The 17,669-nt window shown below is 62.5% G+C and carries 12 protein-coding genes and 6 tRNA genes; all 18 read right to left on the minus strand.

Annotation, left to right across the window (positions count from 1 at the left end; translation table 11 throughout):
* Positions 1–30: 30 nt before the first annotated feature.
* Complete coding sequence (locus TACI_RS07700; RefSeq protein WP_207280509.1) at positions 31–3,273, minus strand: DNA methyltransferase; 3,243 nt, start codon at positions 3,271–3,273, stop codon at positions 31–33.
* Positions 3,270–3,644 carry a four helix bundle protein gene (locus TACI_RS07705; protein WP_012870231.1) on the minus strand — a complete coding sequence of 125 codons (375 nt, stop codon included), beginning with the start codon at positions 3,642–3,644 and terminating at the stop codon, positions 3,270–3,272. Before TACI_RS07705 ends, TACI_RS07700 begins: the two co-directional genes overlap by 4 nt.
* A gap of 42 nt (positions 3,645–3,686) precedes the next feature.
* A complete protein-coding gene (locus TACI_RS07710; protein ID WP_012870232.1) occupies positions 3,687–7,505 on the minus strand; it encodes a DUF6079 family protein in 3,819 nt (1,272 codons plus the stop codon).
* 37 nt (positions 7,506–7,542) lie between these two features.
* Complete coding sequence (gene brxF / locus TACI_RS07715; RefSeq protein ID WP_012870233.1) at positions 7,543–8,019, minus strand: BREX-3 system P-loop-containing protein BrxF; 477 nt, start codon at positions 8,017–8,019, stop codon at positions 7,543–7,545.
* The gene (locus tag TACI_RS07720; RefSeq protein WP_012870234.1) at positions 8,019–8,222 is read right to left on the minus strand and encodes a helix-turn-helix domain-containing protein; all 204 of its coding nucleotides are present in this window, start codon (positions 8,220–8,222) and stop codon (positions 8,019–8,021) included. The genes brxF and TACI_RS07720 overlap by 1 nt, the downstream gene beginning before the upstream one ends.
* A 113-nt stretch (positions 8,223–8,335) precedes the next feature.
* On the minus strand, positions 8,336–8,902 hold the full coding sequence (locus TACI_RS07725) for a gamma-glutamylcyclotransferase family protein (RefSeq protein ID WP_164925223.1): 567 nt from the start codon (positions 8,900–8,902) through the stop codon (positions 8,336–8,338).
* An 11-nt stretch (positions 8,903–8,913) separates the two neighbouring features.
* The gene (locus tag TACI_RS07730; protein ID WP_164925224.1) at positions 8,914–9,291 is read right to left on the minus strand and encodes a class II glutamine amidotransferase domain-containing protein; all 378 of its coding nucleotides are present in this window, start codon (positions 9,289–9,291) and stop codon (positions 8,914–8,916) included.
* Positions 9,292–9,721: 430 nt separating this feature from the next.
* Complete coding sequence (locus TACI_RS09165) at positions 9,722–10,234, minus strand: hypothetical protein (RefSeq protein ID WP_242601096.1); 513 nt, start codon at positions 10,232–10,234, stop codon at positions 9,722–9,724.
* Between the two features lie 68 nt (positions 10,235–10,302).
* A complete protein-coding gene (locus TACI_RS09170; RefSeq protein ID WP_207280511.1) occupies positions 10,303–11,340 on the minus strand; it encodes a recombinase family protein in 1,038 nt (345 codons plus the stop codon).
* Positions 11,337–11,873, minus strand: coding sequence for a DUF2924 domain-containing protein (locus TACI_RS07740; RefSeq protein WP_012870236.1), 537 nt, complete (start codon positions 11,871–11,873; stop codon positions 11,337–11,339). Before TACI_RS07740 ends, TACI_RS09170 begins: the two co-directional genes overlap by 4 nt.
* Positions 11,874–12,669: 796 nt before the next feature.
* A tRNA-Asn gene (locus TACI_RS07745) sits at positions 12,670–12,745 on the minus strand.
* Between the two features lie 35 nt (positions 12,746–12,780).
* A tRNA-Cys gene (locus TACI_RS07750) sits at positions 12,781–12,855 on the minus strand.
* Positions 12,856–12,871: 16 nt separating this feature from the next.
* Positions 12,872–12,946 (minus strand) — tRNA-Gly (locus TACI_RS07755).
* Positions 12,947–12,961: 15 nt separating this feature from the next.
* Positions 12,962–13,037: transfer RNA gene (locus tag TACI_RS07760), tRNA-Phe, on the minus strand.
* 26 nt (positions 13,038–13,063) lie between these two features.
* Positions 13,064–13,141 (minus strand) — tRNA-Asp (locus tag TACI_RS07765).
* Positions 13,142–13,171: 30 nt separating this feature from the next.
* Positions 13,172–13,246 (minus strand) — tRNA-Val (locus TACI_RS07770).
* 65 nt (positions 13,247–13,311) lie between these two features.
* Positions 13,312–16,461, minus strand: a complete 3,150-nt coding sequence (gene carB, locus TACI_RS07775; RefSeq protein WP_012870237.1) for a carbamoyl-phosphate synthase large subunit — start codon at positions 16,459–16,461, stop codon at positions 13,312–13,314.
* Positions 16,462–16,573: 112 nt separating this feature from the next.
* Entirely contained in the window at positions 16,574–17,668 is a 1,095-nt protein-coding gene (gene metX, locus TACI_RS07780) for a homoserine O-acetyltransferase MetX (RefSeq protein ID WP_012870238.1), read from the minus strand.
* Between the last annotated feature and the right edge of the window lies 1 nt (position 17,669).

Raw genomic sequence — 17,669 nt, forward strand, 5'->3', positions numbered from 1 at the left:
CTCATGACCGTCCTCCCATGAGTCATAGCGTTATCGATCCTCCCCAGATCGGGTAAGCGCCTGGTCGTACCACATGAGGAGCTTGGGGTCCTCCTGGAGGACGTTCTCGGGGATCTTGCGCGCCACGGCGATGATGGTGGCGTAGTCCCGCTCGGCCCATGCCTTCTTGAAGCCGGCGCGGACGGCCTCGAGGCGGAAGACCTTCAGGCGCTTCTGCTTGGATTCGCGGTACTCCTCGAACTCGCGCAGCAGGGCCCGCTCGCGGAGCTTCTCCAGGTCGCCGGCCTTGTTCGGGTCCGGGACGTACCAGCGCGCTTTCGCGCGGGTTATGAGTTCCTGGTTCCTGGTTTCTAGTTGGCCGTTCTCTTCCGTCGCGCCGCCAGCTGCGAGTTCTTCTTGGATGATCTTGCGGAGGTTTTCGCTTTGCTTCATCCACGCGACGATCTGCGCCGGGATGGGGCCTTTGCCGTCGTAGCGGAGGAAGTTCTGTTCCAAGAGCTCGGAGAGCTCCAAGGGCTTTTCGTGCTTCTGCCAGCCGCCGATTTCCTTGAGGAACTGCGGATGGAGCTCTTGGAAGGTCTGTGGCTTCTTGGTGAGACTTGCTTTAAGCCATTGGATGGCGGAGGCCTCGTCGGTGACGAAGAGCTGAAGCTGCAGGACCTCCTTCACCTTCATGCGCTTCTTGTCGTACTCCGCCACCTGCTCGGGCAGGAAGTACATGCCGTCGCGCTCCGGGAAGCGCTGGGCGAGACCGGCGTAGAACTCCGCCGCGGAGAGCGGCACCGTCACGCCACGCTGAACGTGGAAGGCCACCATGCGGTCAAAAAGGAGATAGTTTTGCCTTTCGGCAACTATCTCCAGTCGCGAGTCCTGAGTCCCGAGTCCCGAGTCGTCTTGACCCGCGACCTTCGACCCGCGACCCGTGACCACGGCCACTGGCAGTTGCCGTAAGTGCGTGCGGACGAAGTCCCAGACGCCTTCCTCGGTGCCGGCTTCCAGCTTGAAGCGTTCCTCAAGACCGCCGTTTGGCTTGTAGCATGAAATGATGAGGTCCTGTTTGACAGCAGATGCAGAGGTGACCTGTTTGAAGGATCCTTGCTTCTTGTCCAGGGTGCGCACATCGGCAACGACAAAGCCTGCCGTCTGCAGGGCCTCCTGAATCGCGTTCCAAACGCTGTTCTTGGAGTTGTGAAACTCCACCGTCATCCAACGGCCTGGCTTGAGCACGCGGTAGTATTCCTTGAAGCACTCGGTCATCAGGCGCTGGTATTCGGGCAGGCCTTTGCCCTGGGTTTCATTGGTAATGGCCTCGGGCTTGTTGTTGGTGAACACCTTGAGCCAGGCTTCCCAGAGGAAGTTGAGCTCTGAATACATCAGGTTGCCGCCGAAGGGCGGGTCGGTGAAGATGTAGTCGACCGACTCTCTGTGTTCGATACTTGAAGTAGCATCTGATGTTGATAGCACGAAAGCTCCTGCGTAAGGCCGTTTAAGCTCGCGCTTTGCCATTCTGTCCGCTTTGGCTTTTAGAATGTAAACTGGCGACACCTCGACCTGTTGCGAGCCAACATACAACGTTCCGCTGAGATATCGGTTTACCTGGGAATAATGAGTTGGTACGTACCGAGATATCTTTGAGAAGCCAAGACAGGCATACTGAACAAAAAACTTGGCAATATCTCGAAGTTCTATCGGCGATCGACCAGCAGTCTCGTATAGCGCGCCCAGCGCCCACAAATTCCGCTTGGTATAAAAGTGGTGCACGTGGGTGAGGCCGTGCGAGACTTTCGGCTGCTCCGTATTGTAGCCCTCCGGCATCCTATCCGTCGGGAACCAGTAGGGAATCTCCAGCTGCTCGATCTTCTCGATAAGCGCGAGGTCAAAGGCATCGGGCGCCTTCTCGTAGCGCCTGTTGCCCACGCTGTAGTTAATGAGCACGGGCACCTGCTTCGCCTGGCGGATGGTCTGGCCGATGGCCTTGTCGTATTTGGTCACCCAGGTGCGGTCCATGGTGCGCTTGGTAAGCTGCGCCCCGCAGTGCGGGCAGGGAAACTGGTCGTGCACCTTGCCTGCTTCTTTATCCACCGCCACTTCCCAGAATATCACCTCCTGCGTGCACTCCGGGCAGACGAAGACATCGGACCAGACGGCGTAGTTGATTTTGCCGAGGGCAAAATCAACGGTTCCTAGTTTCTGGTTCCTGGTTCCTAGTTCAGCAAAAATCTGCCTGATTTCATCAATTGTTTTTGCCTTGCGAATCCGGTTGGCTAGTTCCACGAACCTATCATCACTAGGAACCGACAACCCTGAACCTGGAACTCCGCGCGAGAGCGTGGCGTACATCCAGGCACACTCTTCCTCCACCTCCTTCAGGATCCGTTTCGCTTCGCGTTCGAAGGCCTTAACATCCACCGGTGTGTTGTAGTTATAGGCGATGAAGGTGGCGGCCGGGGACAGGTCGTTGAGGATGGCTCGCCGGGCGCCCAGTTTGGAAAACGGCTTCCAGACCGTCTTGCCGTTCTCGTCTGTTTCCTGCTGGTAGATGAAGCCTTGCTCATCCACCTTATAGCCCAAAGACTCCACTGTCTTGCGGTCGCCGCAGAGCTGGGCGGCAACGCCGGTCATCCCCGTTCCGCAGAAGCCGTCAAAGACCACATCGCCCGGCTCGGTGTAGTGCAGGATGTAGCGCATGATCGCCTTGTGCGGCACCTTGGTGTGGTAGGAGTGCGCGTTGTAGATGGGATCGTTCTTCCCCTCGCTCACGTCCGCCGCGAACGGTTCCTTGCTGTAAGGCACGTTCGGGTCGTAGGGCTTGCCGTAGTGCTTGAGGAAGTCCGCGATGAAGGGGTTCGGGCATGCCGTGTAATAGGGTGGATCGGACAGGCTCAGGATGTCCTCGATCGACCCATGCGGGAAGCCGACCTCGTCCTTGTATAGGCCGAGGATGTCGCGGGTCGCGGGTCGCGAGTCACGGGTCGAGGATGCGGCACGGGCGATGCGTCGGGCGAGATCGCGTATCTGTTCCTCCGTGCCGATGGGCCAATATTGCAGCGATTTCAACCGGGCATAGGTATCCTCAAAACTCACAAACGGGACACCAAGTTTCTCCCGCAATTCCTGCAAACCCGCGCGCAAGAGGCGGAGGAAGTGCTCCCGCCGCGCCTCGTCGTTTTCAAAGGTCATCCCAAAACAGGTCACGGGTCCCGAGTCGCGGGTCACGGGTCTTTCTGAATCGAACATAGTCTGCTGATGCTCCGATTGCTGTTTCTTTCTCATCCCTCGCGCCCCTTCCTCAGGTATCTCATGAAGCCACCAATCAGGTTACCGGTTTCGGTTGCAAGGTGGTAAAGCTGGTTGAATTGGGCTTGGTCGATCAAGCCGGCATCCAAAGCCACATAAAGCTGGGCTTTCACCTCACCAGCAGAGCCTTTCGCAATGGCCAGAAACCGACGAAACTCAACATCGCCACCACGTTCGAACCCTTCGGCAATATTGGACATTACCGATACCGCCGCCCGGCGTATCTGGTCACGCAGGCCAAAGTCCTTGGCAAATTCTCGTTGATTGGTGGTCCGGTATATCTCCCGCGTTAGTTCCCTGGCTTTCTGCCAGCCTTCTATATCTTCGAATCTTTCGATCTTTGCCATCTTCGTCCCTTTGACTCGCGACCCACGACCCGTGACCCGCGACTATTCCAGTACGATTCGGACCTTGCCGGGCTCGTTGCCCTTGGTGAGTTCATCGAGGTATTCCTCAAAGCGTTTCTTCATCTCCGCCGGCGTCGCCGGTGAGCCGCCTTTGAGAAGGGCTGCGCGCAGATCCTCAGGTCTAATCGCGACCTTGACCAGCCCGGAGAGCACCTCCTTGAGGGCGTGAATGAAATCCTGGCCCAGCTCCTCGGGCAGCTTCCGTTCCTTGAGGAAGGCGTCCACCAGCTTCCTGGGCTCGGGCTTGAGCAGGTCGAGGTTGCCGCGGGTGGTCGGGTCCTCCAGGTTGGTGATCAACGCCGCAGTCCATTCAGCCAGCATCTTGTCCAATTGTTCATCGAGCTGTTGAAGCACCGCGGCGGCGTTGATCAGTCTCGAGTCGCGAGTCCCGAGTCGCGAGTCCTGACCCGCGACACCTGACACGTGACCCGCGACCGCTTCGGCCGCAGGCCGAAAGCCGCAGTGCGGGCAGACCGGTGATGCGTCGAGGTCCTGCTCGGTGAGCGCGAAGCAGCTCTTCAGGCCGGCCAGACGGTTCTGGAAATCGGTCAGGTGCTGGCGCGGCATCAGGTCGATGGTGGAGAGCCTCGAGAGGGTCTTGAGCCGCTCGTCTCCCATCAGCGCGCTCTTGCGCTTGTCCTCGTTCACGCCCAGTCGGGCCCGGGTGTGCATGGCGAGATAGGCTTGCACGTAGGACTTCTTGAGGTCGGTGAGCTTGCGCTGCAATTCGGGTCGCGGGTCGCGAGTACTGAGTCCCGCGTCCTTTTGACCCGAGACCCGAAACCCATGACTCATGACCGCCGTGAGGACTTCAGTCCGAACGGCGCTCATTTTGTCGATCCACTCGTGGCCGGTGGGCAGGACCGCCTCAGCCGTCGAGAGGTATGAAGCTGTGGACCCGAGGTCCGCCACCAGTTCTTCGAGCGACTTGATTTCGGCAAGGGATTCGAGCCCACTCCGCTGAGCGGTCACTTCCGAGGCGTCATAGCGAAAGTTTTTGAGCTTGCCGGTCGTGGTGTAGGCCTGCAGGGATTCCAGAAACGACTTTGTCGTTTCCAGTTGCGAGTTGCGGGTTGCGAGTTCCGAGTCGGAATAGAGTCTCTGTCCCCAGAAATGCAGGCCGTCTTTCAATGCCTGCTGCGTGCGAACAATTTCCTCGACATACTTGGAGACTTTCGCTTGCAGTTCCTGAACCGGCTCGTCCTTGCCATGGGTAACCAGTTGCGCCATACCCGGCGTGAGTCCGAGCAGTTCGAAAAGCGCCTTGAGCGCCGGGAGGTTCCAGTCTTTGGGCCGCTCGATGTGCTTGAAGTGGACCAGCTCGTCGATAGGTGTCGCGGCCAGCTGCGGCAGCCCGGCGGCGTCGAACTTCTTGCCGGGAATCGAAAGCACCAGGTCACCGGAGTAGACCAGCGCGGCCAGGACCACGACAGCCCATTCGGGCTCCAGGCGGTAGCCCTTGTCCGGCGCGAAGTACTCGACGCCGTAGACCTCCTGGATCAGCTCCGAGCGGTTGACTACCTGGCCGTGCCCCTTCTTCTTGAGGATGTTCAGGACGTGCTTCGCGTACTTGGAGCGGTACGGGTCGAGCCGCTCTCCGTCGAGGAGCTCCAGGGCGTCGAGCACGGCGGTTGCCTGCTTGGTGCGATTCTGTCCGGCGATGGCGCGCAGGGCGTCCTGTGCCGCCTGCTCGCGGTTCTGGCCCGTGATGAGCACCGAGAAGTAGGGATACTCGGGCGCCTGGTCCTGAAAGTGTGCGGACAGGACGATGCCGGCGATGGTGTTCACCAGGTCGCGGAAGTTGATCCGCTCGTGGGAAGCGATCCCGGACAGCTCGCGGATGGACTTGCCCTTGGCCCATTCCACCAGCGACTTGGTGCGTCCCTGGTAGGTCACCTCGAACGCGTCGGTCATGTGCTCCTGCAGCCAGCCCACCAGGTCCCGCAGGAATCCGGTGGCCTTGGACTCGTAGGTGGCCTTGGCGTGGCCGCTCGAGGTGGACGCGAGGTCCAGCGCCGCGGCGTAGTTCGTCAGCGCGGTCCGAAACTCTTCGTCCGTGTTGGTCAGGCGAAGGAACACTTCATCGGCCTTCTTCTCGTCCTTGAAGTGCGGCGGATCGAACGGCTGGATAAAGTAGAGGTAGAAATCACGGGGCGGCACGGCGGTCGAGCGCTCGTTGGGAGCGCCGAAGAAGAGATATCCTTGTCTTGCCGCCTTGTGCTCCAGCCATTCCAGCTCGTGCTGCCAGATCTTGTAGCCGGTGACGTAGGTCTGGTCGGTGCACTCCATGACCCTTTTCAAAGCCTCGTAGTAGTAGCGGTCGAGCTGGGAGGCATCGAGGCTCTCGGCGCGCTTCTCGATGAGCGCGTCGAAGTCGTCGGTCTTCTTGAGATCGAGGTAATACTGCCGGTTGTCCGGATTGGAGGAGATGAACTGGCCGCTGACCGTCTTGTGGATCTCGCGCAGGACCGTTTCCACTTGGGAAAGGAGGTCGTCGGCCGGGTCTCCGCCCAAGTCCTCGATGCCGGGCTGGTAGAGACAGAGCGCGTCGCGTAGCTCCTCGGCCGTGGCGCCCAAGGGCGCGTAGATGTCTCCGGTCGTCAGCCGGTGGACCGAGAGCGCGTGAATAATGCGAATTGCCATGGGCTTGTACACCGGCCGGGTGAAGGCCTGCTCGATCCGGGACTCCAGCACCTGGCTGCAATCGATCACCGCCTTGATATCCGGGACGGCGCGGAAGGAGGGATTCTCGCGCAGGTTCGTCCAATAGCTGTCGTAGGCGATGAGACCGGGCCGATCCTCCGGCACCTCCTGGTCGAGCAGCTTCTTCATGGCCAGCGACAGGGTCTTGAGCACCTCGCGCTTCTCCACCGCCGTGACGCGCTCGAAAGTGTCGATGTAGTCGGGATGGACCGGGAAGAGGCGGACGAACTCGTCCATCCGCTCGTTCATGTGGCCGTAGAACTTGGCGAACGGCGTGAGGTATTCGCGGATCTTGGCCTGCTGCTCACCGGTCTTCTTGAGCAGGCGCTCGGCGACGACGAACTTCACGTCCCTGCGGGCGATAAGGATCTGTTCGAAGCGGTCCTTGACCCGGCGGATGCTGTCGGCCACGAAGGCGAAACGGGGGCTGTCGAAGATGGCCTCCTGCACACCCGCCATGAAGCGGAAGCGCAGGTCCTTGCAGACCTCACCCACCTCACGGAGGAAGTTGAGGTCGAGGATCAGCTCCTGGTCCTTGCGAGTACGGAGATAGTCCAGCAGCTCATCCACGACCAGGAGCAGGCCATGGTCCGGATACTCCCGGTGGAACGCGGCCATCATCTCCTCGAAGGCCCGCTTGTTGTTGGGGACCTGGCCGGCATCCGGGAAGGTGTAGGTCACGCCCATGACGGCCAGGTGCTCTTCCAGCTCGCCGACGAGGATGTCCCGCAGCGACATGGTGGTGGCCCCGATCTCGGTGCGGACCACCTTGAACTTGCCGGCGATCCGCTCCGCGGCTTGTGCCACCTGTGCGTTTCCCAGGGCGGAAAGCAGGTCCGCGTGCTCGGCGATGCTGGAGATCACCGACATCAGGTGTGACTTACCGGTGCCGTAGTTGCCCACGACAAGCAGCCCCTTGTTATCGACGGGCTGGTCGAACTGAAGCTGGGGGATCACAAGGCCGGTCAGCTTCTCGGCCATCTCGTCGGAGATGACATAGGTGCTGACCAGCTGTCTGGCGCTTGCGGCCTCATCGGCATCCCGTAGCTGGACTACGGACTCGATGGGCTCGAATTGGATCAGGTCTCCATATCTCATTGCACATGCCACCTTGCAGCTTCGCTTCCTGTTTCCTTCATGTCGTCACCTCCGGACTGGCCACCAGAAAATCGCGAATCGGGTAGCGGCGGTATTCGGGGTGGTCCGGGACGGCGTAGGTCATGTGACCATCCACGATGGATCCGTTCCAGGCGGCCACGACCGTCTTGTTCCGGGACAATCCCTGAAGCAGACGCAAAGGATCCTGCTTCAGGTGGACATCGAAAAGGATCTCGATGTTGTCGAGCAAAACCAGCTCGCCTGTGGCTTCACCCACGATTTCGCCCAAGAGCCGCGGTAGCTGCAGAGCCCGTTGGCGTTCGGTCAGGTCCAGCATCCGGCGAGACAGCTCGAGATTGACGTTGACGAGCGGTGCGGAGGTCGAGGCCGACACCTCCTGCAACGCGGACGTCTTCCCGCTTCCCGCCGGGCCCACCATCAGGATCAGGCGGTGATAGAGCTCGCGAGCCTCGCCGATCTTTCGCAGGACCTGATCCGCCAAGGGCTCCGCCATTACTCGTTTCCTCCGTCTTTCGTATCGCCGTGCGTCTCTTCCAACCAGCGGTCAATGGCTTCCTTCCGGAAGCGCCAATGGCGGCCAATCTTCTGGCACGGGACTTTGCCTTCCCGAACGAGCTTGTAGAGCGTCGATTTCGGTATCTTCAGGTAGGCAGACAACTCTTCGATGGTCAGGACGTCGCCTGGTTTTTCATCCATCGGAAGCACCTCTCTGGCCGCAAAGCAGATTTCGTGTCATTGTACCTCATCCAACTGATATAGTTTACAGTTAGTGACAGTTGGTGTCAAGAGATTTCCGGAAGACGCCTTCCCTAGGCTCGCCAGACACCATCCGCCAGCCGACGGCCAGGAGGGCGCCTGCTGGCGCCCTCCACGTAAAGCCAGACCAGGACGCGTTGTCCTCGTGTACTTGCCGGCACCAGCACACGCCTGTAGAGGCTGGGTCCGCCGGGCAGGAAGCCCTCGAGGTGGTCGATGGCCGGGAGGCGGGTCTCGGGATCGTCGAAGGTCAGGAGCTCGCCGTACACGGGGCCCCAGCGGCCGCCCGGGGCGCCGTTCTCCCCGGGGTCGGGGTGTTGTGCGGCGCGTGCGGCGAACTCCGCAGCGAGGCGCGCCTGTGTGGCCACGTCGGCGAGCGGGTCGGCGGTGCCGTAGGCCAGGACGTCCGCCTCGGGCACCTCCAGGACCGGGATGCCGGAGGGCAGCTCGTACAGGCGGCCCCGGACGACCGCCTCCTCCACGGAGAGGACGCCCCGGCAGAACCGCTCGTGGTTCCAGTAGCCTTGCTTGAGGGTCCCGTAGACGAAGAGTCTCAGGAGCCCGGTTGTGTTCTCCTTCGGGGGTTCATTGGGGTTCATGGGTGATTCTCTTCGGTTCATGCGGCTCTCTGTCATGGCGCCTTCCCCCGTTTTCCCTGGGCGATGAAGGTGAACGACTCCCTGGAGAACTCCATGAGACTCTCGTGCCTGAACACGAGCATGGTCATGGGCTCCAGTGGGAGCGGCCGCCACCCGCGCTCGTCGGCCAGCACGGCGTCGAGGAAGGCCGGATCCGAGGCGTAGAGCACCGCCCGGTGGCTGCGGTGGATGCGCAGTTCGAGCGGCTTGTTCCCCTTGAGCACCAGGACCGTCCCGGGCTGGCGGCGGGAGGCCAGCACGGCGGTGATCTGCCCCCGGCACAGGGCCAGGTCGCGCTTGAAGCGCTCGAGGTCCGGCGTCTCGTCCCGGAAGGCACGGTCCGCCAGGCGGAAGAGGATCTCGCTGTCCACCTCGGCGAAGCGCCGCAGCTTCCAGCGCCGGAACAGGTAGTCGGCTGTCGGTTCCAGTGGGGGACGGCGGCGACCGGCCTCATGTCTTTTTCCAGAATCGGGTCTCGGCCCTTCGTTGTATTCGGAAGGAATAGGATCTCCTCCTGGATGTCCGGGGCCAGGTTGAGCAGGTTCATGATCTGGGTGATGCGTGCGCGCGTCACATAGCCGAGCCTGGCCAAATCGGCATAGTCCCGCACTTCGCCGCGCCGGACCAATCCGTCGAAGCGGATCGCCAAAGCCATCAACTTCGAGATGCGGGGCAGATTCCCCGGCTCGATGGTTCGGTCTACCTCGTGTGGATGGTTGTCGCTTTTCCTGCGGTTCCTGGGTCTGAAACTGAAGGAGATCTCCAGCCGGCTCAGTCCCGTTCCGTCGGATGCGGTATTTTTCATGCGGACACCTCCCGACTGCGGATGTCGGCCTCGCTGCACAGCGCCTTGACTCCCGCTGAGCGGAAGGTCACGGTCACTCTACCGTCCCGCCCGTCATAACCGACGCGCTCGACGAGGAGTCGGACGATCCGTGATTGTTCTCGGGGGGACAGTGACTCCCAAACCGGGGCGAAGACCGCCAGTGCCCGGGCCATATCCCCTTCGTCAACGGTTTCTCTCTGGATGGCGATGACCTCTTCGCGTATGGTGGTCATCCGCTGTTCTATGGTTCGAATCCGATCCTGAAGGTCGGCGAGCTGGTCCATGGCCGCCCCTCCGTTCGAGGCGGCGGTGAAGGACTCGCTCACCAGCTTCTGGACTCTGGTGTGCAGCCGTTTGAGTTCACGTTCGTGGCCGCGTTGTTCGGTTTCCAGTTCCACCATGCGCTTGCCGCTCTCTTCCCGAACCTTTGCAGCCGTCGCTGCGATGATTTCCTCATTCCTGCCTATGCTTCGGATGTGTTCGACCACCGCGGTCTCGATCTCGTGCGCGTTGAGCGACTTGGTCGGACAGGACGCCCAGCCTCGTTGTTGCGCGTTCAGGCAGACGTAGTAGCGATAGCGTTTGCCGTTGTCCTTGGCCGTATACGTATGCACACCATCCCCGTGCCGCAGGGAGCGCAGTAGAGCAGTCCCTTCAACAGCGCTCCGTATTTGTTGCGCACCTCTTTTCCTCCGGTGCTGCCGTTTCGCCGTAACGCATCCTGCACCCGCTGCCAAAGATCGACGTCGACAATTCCGTCGTGTTCGCCGTTGTATATGGTTCCCTTGTAATCGACCTTGCCGGTGTAAATCACGTTGGTCAGAAGCCGAAAGAGACTGTTCTTGGTGAAAGGCTTTCCGCCGCGCTCCTGACCCTTCTTGGTCGTCCACTGCTTATTTTTCCAGCCGCGTCGTTCGATTTCCTGAACGACAGGGATCAAGGCTTTGTGCTCCAGGTAGAGCTGGTACATCCCCCGGACCTGTACGGCTTCGTCCTCGTTGACGATCAACCTGCCGCCTTTCGGGTCGACGTCATACCCGAGAACCGGCATCCCGCCGACCCACTTGCCCTTGTGCCGGGCGGCGGACATCTTGTCGCGGGTGCGCTCCGAGATGATCTCCCGCTCGAACTGGGCAAAAGATAAAAGGATGTTCAACGTGAGACGCCCCATGGAACTGGTCGTGTTGAACTGCTGGGTGACCGAGACGAAGCTCACGGAGTGCTTGTCGAAGAGCTCCATCATGCGGGCGAAGTCCAGAAGGGACCGGCTCAGACGGTCCACCTTGTATACCACCACGCAGTCGATGCCGCCCGACTCGATGCCGGCGAAGAGCCGCTTGAGGGCGGGCCGCTCCATGTTGCCGCCGGTGAAGCCGCCGTCGTCGAACCGATCCGGAATGCACACCCATCCCTCGTGTCTTTGGCTCGCGATATAGGCTTCCGCGGATTCCCGCTGGGCGTCGAGGCTATTGAACTCCTGCTCCAGCCCCTCGTCTGTGGACTTGCGGGTGTAGATGGCGCAGCGGATCGTCCCGTTGGTTCTTGATGCCGACTCCAGGGCTTCTCCCCGGCCGTGGTTATTGTTTCTGCTCATTCGTTCCTCCTCTCGGGTTTGCGGCTCCCGCCCTTGGTCGCGGCATCGGCGATACCGAAGAAGAGGAACCCGTTCCATTTGCTCCCGGTGACCTCCTTGGCGATGGCTGAGAGGGACTTGTACCGTCGGCCGTCGAACTCGAAGCCGTTGTCGAGTACCTTGACCACAATGTCGCGACCTTGGAACTCGCGGGCGAGCAGAGTCCCGGGCAGCGGCAGCCTCGGGTCGTGCGACGGGGATATGCGGCTGGTCGCCGTTCTCGCCTTGACCTCGGCGGAACCCGAGGCGACCGGATCACGCGGAGACCGCGTTCTCAGGTCGGCGTCATTGGCCATTTCCTCAGCCCTGCGCCGGGCCCGCTCCGAAAGGTCACCCTCTGCCATGGCCTGGATACGCCAGGCGATTCGTTTGCGAAGAAACTCCTTATGGTAGGAGCGGGTCTCTTCTCCGAAGACCTCGAGGTACTTGTCCCGGAGTTCTCCGACGGTCATCCGGGAGAGCCCCTGGACCTCTTGATACGTTGTTGCTTCCATCCGAAACCTCCTTGGCTCATGGGCTTCGCCCTGCGGGCGGCCCGTCCGCACCGCAATCTCAGGGCGTTAACTCGTGAATGAATGAAGGCTTCAGTGGCCCGAAATATCAAGGCGAATCGAAGTAAACGCCTCAGATTCTTCAACTTGCGCCACATGCTCTGCCCCACTGCCGGAATCAGGGGCGATTCGGCGTCCGTTTCGATGGCGCATGTAACCCCGGGCCAGGATCGCGGCGATCTCCGATATCACCTCGTCGAGAGAGATTGGGACGTGTTCGTTGGCCGGCATCCGGTCCTCCTTTTGCGGGAGGCCGAGGAAGGGTTCCGTCATGGATGCCGCGGGACTGGATAGGCCGGTCATCGAGAAGGCCGTTGGAGCCCGTTTGACACCGTCCGAGGGCGATGTCGCCGGCACCCACAACGGTCTCCGATCTCACGGCTGTTTCCGCTGTCTGGTAATCCGCTTGCACCGGACCCACTGGTCCGGCTTTCGGCAGATACCTACCGGAGGGGAGTTCGAAATGTCGAAACGGGTGTCCGGATGCAGTCGGGCTGTTAAACAAGGCGGGTCGAAAAACGGAGAACGGGAGAATTCGGAAGGGACATTTTCGGTGAGCGCCCGTAACCCCCAGGGTTGCACCCGGCCCCCGGACTGCGGGCTTCGAAACGGAGAATCAAGGTAAATGTGCGGGCGGGCGTAAGTCGGCGTGGACACGCCGGAAACGACGAGCCCCCAAGGGGTAATCCCCTTGGGGGCTCGCGCCAAATAACAACCGCCGGATCCGGCGGATCAAATCTGGCTCCTCGGCCAGGACTTGAACCTGGAACCTAGTGGTTAACAGCCACCCGCTCTGCCGATTGAGCTACCGAGGAGTGCTCTATGAGTATAACACAAATTGGGCGAGGTGTGGAGGCGGCACCCGGATTCGAACCGGGGAATGAAGGATTTGCAGTCCTCTGCCTTACCACTTGGCTATGCCGCCCAATCATCTGCAAAAATGGAGCGGAAGACGGGATTTGAACCCGCGACCCCAACCTTGGCAAGGTTGTGCTCTACCCCTGAGCTACTTCCGCCCGCTACGGCTACGATGGTGGCGGGACCCAGAGTCGAACTGGGGACACACGGATTTTCAGTCCGTTGCTCTACCAACTGAGCTATCCCGCCAACGCGTCAACGCTATTGCAAAGAGATGGCGGGGCTGACGGGACTTGAACCCGCGGCCTCCGGCGTGACAGGCCGGCGCTCTAACCGTACTGAGCTACAACCCCACCTCTAGTCTGACGTTTTCATTGTCCTCTTGGTGGGCGGAATAGGGTTCGAACCTACGACCCCCTGCTTGTAAGGCAGGTGCTCTCCCACTGAGCTATCCGCCCCGATCAGCACGAGTGGAAGTATAGCAAGGGCCCCCAAAACTGTCAACACCACCCGGTCCCAAAAATCACCCAACCCTGAGCGATCCCCCCCTGCCCAAAGAGAGGGCCTGAGCCAACCCCACAAGGGTGTCCACCCGGGTCACGCACAATGCCCCCACCTCCGCCGCCCGGCGCCGCAGCTCGAAACCGTAGCCCCGGTCCTCCAGGGGGCTCCTGGTGTTCACCACCCACCCCACCTCACCACCAACCATCCCGATCCCCTCCAGGGGATCCACCCGCCGGCAGGGCACCCCCACCCTAACCAACCGGCCACAGGTGCCGGGGGTCCCGTATATGGGGCACCCAAGGCCCGCCAGGACCGCCAGGGCCTCCACAACCCCGCTCTCCCACCTCCCAAGGGAGACCAGGATCCCCACCGGAAGGTCCATGGGGGCTCCGGCGGACCGGAAGCCCTTCAAGAGCGCCTCCTCGAAGCCATCCCCAAGCCCCATCACCTCCCCGGTGGACCTCATGTTGGGGCCCAGGGACACCTCGACCCCCGGAAGCTTCCCGGTGGAGAAGACCGGCACCTTCACCGCCCACCGACGGATCCCGGACCCCAACCCGGGGGACAGCCCCAGGTCCCCTAGCCCCTCACCAAGGGCCAGCCTCACCGCCAGGTCCACCAGCGGAAGTCCACAGGCCTTGCTGACGAAGGGCACGGTCCTGCTGGACCTCAGGTTCACCTCCAACACCCGGATCCCCCGGTCCCCGGCCACAAACTGCACGTTGAAAAGCCCCCGGACCTTCAGCGCCCGCCCCAGCTCCCCGGAGATCCGGGCCATCTCCATCACCTCCGCCTGGGATATCCTCCGGTGGGGAAGCACCACCACGCTGTCCCCCGAGTGGACCCCGGGCCCCTCCAGGTGCTCCATCACACCGGGGACGAAGACATCCCTCCCGTCGCAGAGCACGTCCACCTCCGCCTCTATACCCTCAACGAACTGATCCAGCAGCAACGGCCCCAGGTCCCAAAGGCCGGACGCCCGGTGACAATCCAGGCAGGCGCTCAACTCCTCCGGGGAGCTCACCACCTCCATCCCAAGACCCCCCAGCACGAAGGAGGGCCTCACCACCAGCGGGAACCCCATCTCCATGGCACACTCCATAGCCTCCTCCGGCGATTCGGCCCACGCCCCCGCCGGGTGATCTATCCCCAGCCGGTCCAGCAGGGCGTAGAACCTGCGCCGGTCCTCGGTGGCCTCCACCGCCCAGGGCTCCACCCCCAGAACCGGAACCCCCTCCCGGGCCAACCCCATGGCCAGCTGGAGCCCCCTCTGCCCTCCGAACTGGGCCAGCACACCCCTGACGCCGCAGAGCCTGACCAGGTCCAGTAGCACCTCCATGTCCAAGGGCTCGAAACACAACAGGTCCGCCTCGTCGTGGTCGGTGCTCACCGTCTCCGGGTTGTTGTTCACCATCACCGACCGGATCCCAAGACGCCTCAGCTCCCTGAGGGCCCTGACGGAGCAACAGTCGAACTCTATCCCCTGGCCTATCCGGATCGGGCCGGAGCCGACCACCATCACCGCCCCAGAGTCCGCCTTGATCGGGGACGGAACGCCCCTGTCCAACCGCCGGTAGGTGTAGGGGAAGCCCTCCACTCCCCCCACGGGCACCAGCCTCCCCCAGAGCCCCGCCGCCTCCCGGAAGGTCCTGACCGACTCCTCCGGCACCCCCCACAGCCGCGCCACCTGGGAGTCCCCGATCCCCAATGACTTGGCCCTCTCCATGGAGCCCCGGTCGAAGGGGGCCTTCGCAAGCCAGAGACAGGCGTCCACCACGCCCCTCATCCCCTCCAGGAAGGGGGCCCGGATCCCCGACCGGTGGGATAGCTCCTCAACCCCCATCCCCCTGGACAGGGCCTCCAACAGGGCGAAGATCCGCCGATCATTGGGGACCGACACGAGCTCCAACAGCTCCCGGTCCCCCAGGGACGACAGGGACCCGTCCCAGAGGGCACCTCCCCCAAGGTCCAGCCCCCGCAGGGCCTTGACGAAGGCCTCCTCGAACCGGTCCCCAAGCCCCATAACCTCCCCGGTGGACCTCATCCTCACCCCTATGGACCTGTCCGCGTCGGGAAACTTGTCGAAAGGCCAGCGGGGGAACTTGAGGGCCACGTGGGACACCGCCGGAGGCTCCGACGCCATGGGCCCCCCGTCCCAGAGGGGTATCTCGTCAAGCCCATAACCCAACGCCACCTTGGCGGCCACCCGGGCTATGGGGTAGCCGGTGGCCTTGGAGGCCAGGGCGCTGGACCGGCTGGCCCGGGGGTTGATCTCTATCACGTAGAAGTCCGAAGGGTCCCCGGGGTTCACCGCGAACTGGACGTTGCACGCCCCCTGGACCCCCACCGCGTCGGCGATGGCGAAGGTGGCGTCCCGAAGGATCCCCACGGCCCCCTCGTCCAGGGTCATTATGGGGGCCACCACCACGCTGTCGCCGGTGTGCACCCCCATGGGGTCCAGGTTCTCCATCCCGCAAACCAGCACCTTGTGGCCCCTGCGGTCCCTCACCACCTCGAACTCGATCTCCAGCCAGCCCTCAACGCTGACCTCCACCAGGGCCTGATGGCAAGGGCTGGCCGCCAGGGCGGAGCTCACCATGTCCTCCAGACGATCCATCCGGCGGACCATCCCGCCACCGGTTCCCCCCAGGGTGAAGGCAGGACGGATCACCACCGGCAACCCCACGGAGCGGACGAACTCCACTGCGGACGGGACGTCCTCCACCGGGAGGCTCTCGGGCACCCTGAGCCCTATGGAGAGCATGGCCTCCCTGAAGAGCCGCCGGTCCTCCCCCACCCTTATGGACTCCGGAGGGGTACCCAGGGGCCGGACCCCGAGGTCCGCCAGCACCCCCCGGTCCCAGAGCTCCAAGGTTAGGTTTAGCCCCGCCTGCCCCCCCAGAGTCCCCAGGATCCCCTGGGGCCTCTCCCTCTCCAGCACCGAAGAGACCGCCCCACACTCCAGGGGCTCGAAGAACACCGAGTCAGCCGTGTCCGGGTCGGTCATTATGGTGGCCGGGTTGGTGTTGATCAAGAGGACCTCCACCCCCTCCTCCCTAAGGGCCCGGCACGCCTGGGTGCCCGCGTAGTCGAACTCCGCCGCCTGACCGATCACTATCGGACCGGAGCCTATGACCGCCACCTTCCTCAGTCCGGGATCCAAAGGCACTGCTATCAACCTCCGCTCCATGTGGATTAGCTTTGAAACGGAAGTTTATATCAGTCCCGGCACCATGGCAAGTGGTTTATTTTATTCAAGTCAAGTAAACCATAGATGCGGGCTAGCCCATCCCGGAGACCCGCCAAAAGGTCCGCAGGATCTCGTCCACCTGGTCCAGGTCGATAAGGAACGCATCGTGACCGTTGGGGCTGTCTATCTCCTCGTACCAGGAGTTGATCCCCGCCTCCCGGGCACACCGGTGGATCTCCTCCACCTGCCAGTTGGGGAAGAGCATGTCGCTGGATATGCCCACCGCCAGGAGGTGCCGGCCCGACAGGGGACCGAAGGCCTCGTTGGGGCCCCCGCGGCCCAAAAGGGCGTCGTGAAGGTCCATGGCCCTGGTGAGATACAGGTAGCAGTTGGCGTCGAAGCGCTTCACCAGCTCCTGCCCGTGGTGGTGGAGGTAGCTCTCCACCTGGAATCGACCGTCCCAGCTGTGGGGGCTCCCCAGCGACATGTCCCTCATCCAGCGGCTGGCGAAGGACTTCTCGCTCCGATAGGTGATCATGGCCAGCATCCGGGCGTTGGCCAGCCCCCTCACCGGCCCGGGGCCCGGGTAGTAGTCGCCCCCCCGCCAGTCCGGGTCCCCCATTATGGCCTGCCGCTGGACCTCGTTGTACCCTATGGCCTGGGGATAGAGCCTCAAGGGGGCGGCGATCACCACGCACCGCTCGAAACACCTGGGGTAGGACAGGGCCATCTCCAGGGCCACCATCCCCCCCATGGACCCACCCACCACGCAGAGCCCCCTCTCCACCCCCAGGGCCCTGAGCCCCAGCACCTGGCTCCGGGCCACGTCCCGGCAGGACACCAAGGGAAACCTCATGCCGTAGGGGCCCCCATGAGGCCCCTGGGACATGGGGGAGGTGCTCCCGTAGGGGCTACAGAGGTTGTTGAAACAGATCACGCAGTAGCGGTCCGTGTCTATGGCCATCCCGGGCCCCACAACCCCGTCCCACCAGGCGTCGGGAAGCCCCTCCACCTTGGGACCGTGCACGTGGTGGCTTCCGGTGAGGGCGTGACAGACCACCACCACGTTGGACCCGTCCGGCCGGGGGCGCCCAGTGATGGAGTAGGCCAACCGAACCGACGGAAGCACCTGGCCGGACTCCAGTTCCAGATCCCCCAGCCGGACCTCCCCGTAGGCCTCCCCCATG

It is taken from the genome of Thermanaerovibrio acidaminovorans DSM 6589 (genome assembly GCF_000024905.1).
In the GTDB taxonomy this organism is placed as follows: Bacteria; Synergistota; Synergistia; order Synergistales; family Synergistaceae; genus Thermanaerovibrio; species Thermanaerovibrio acidaminovorans.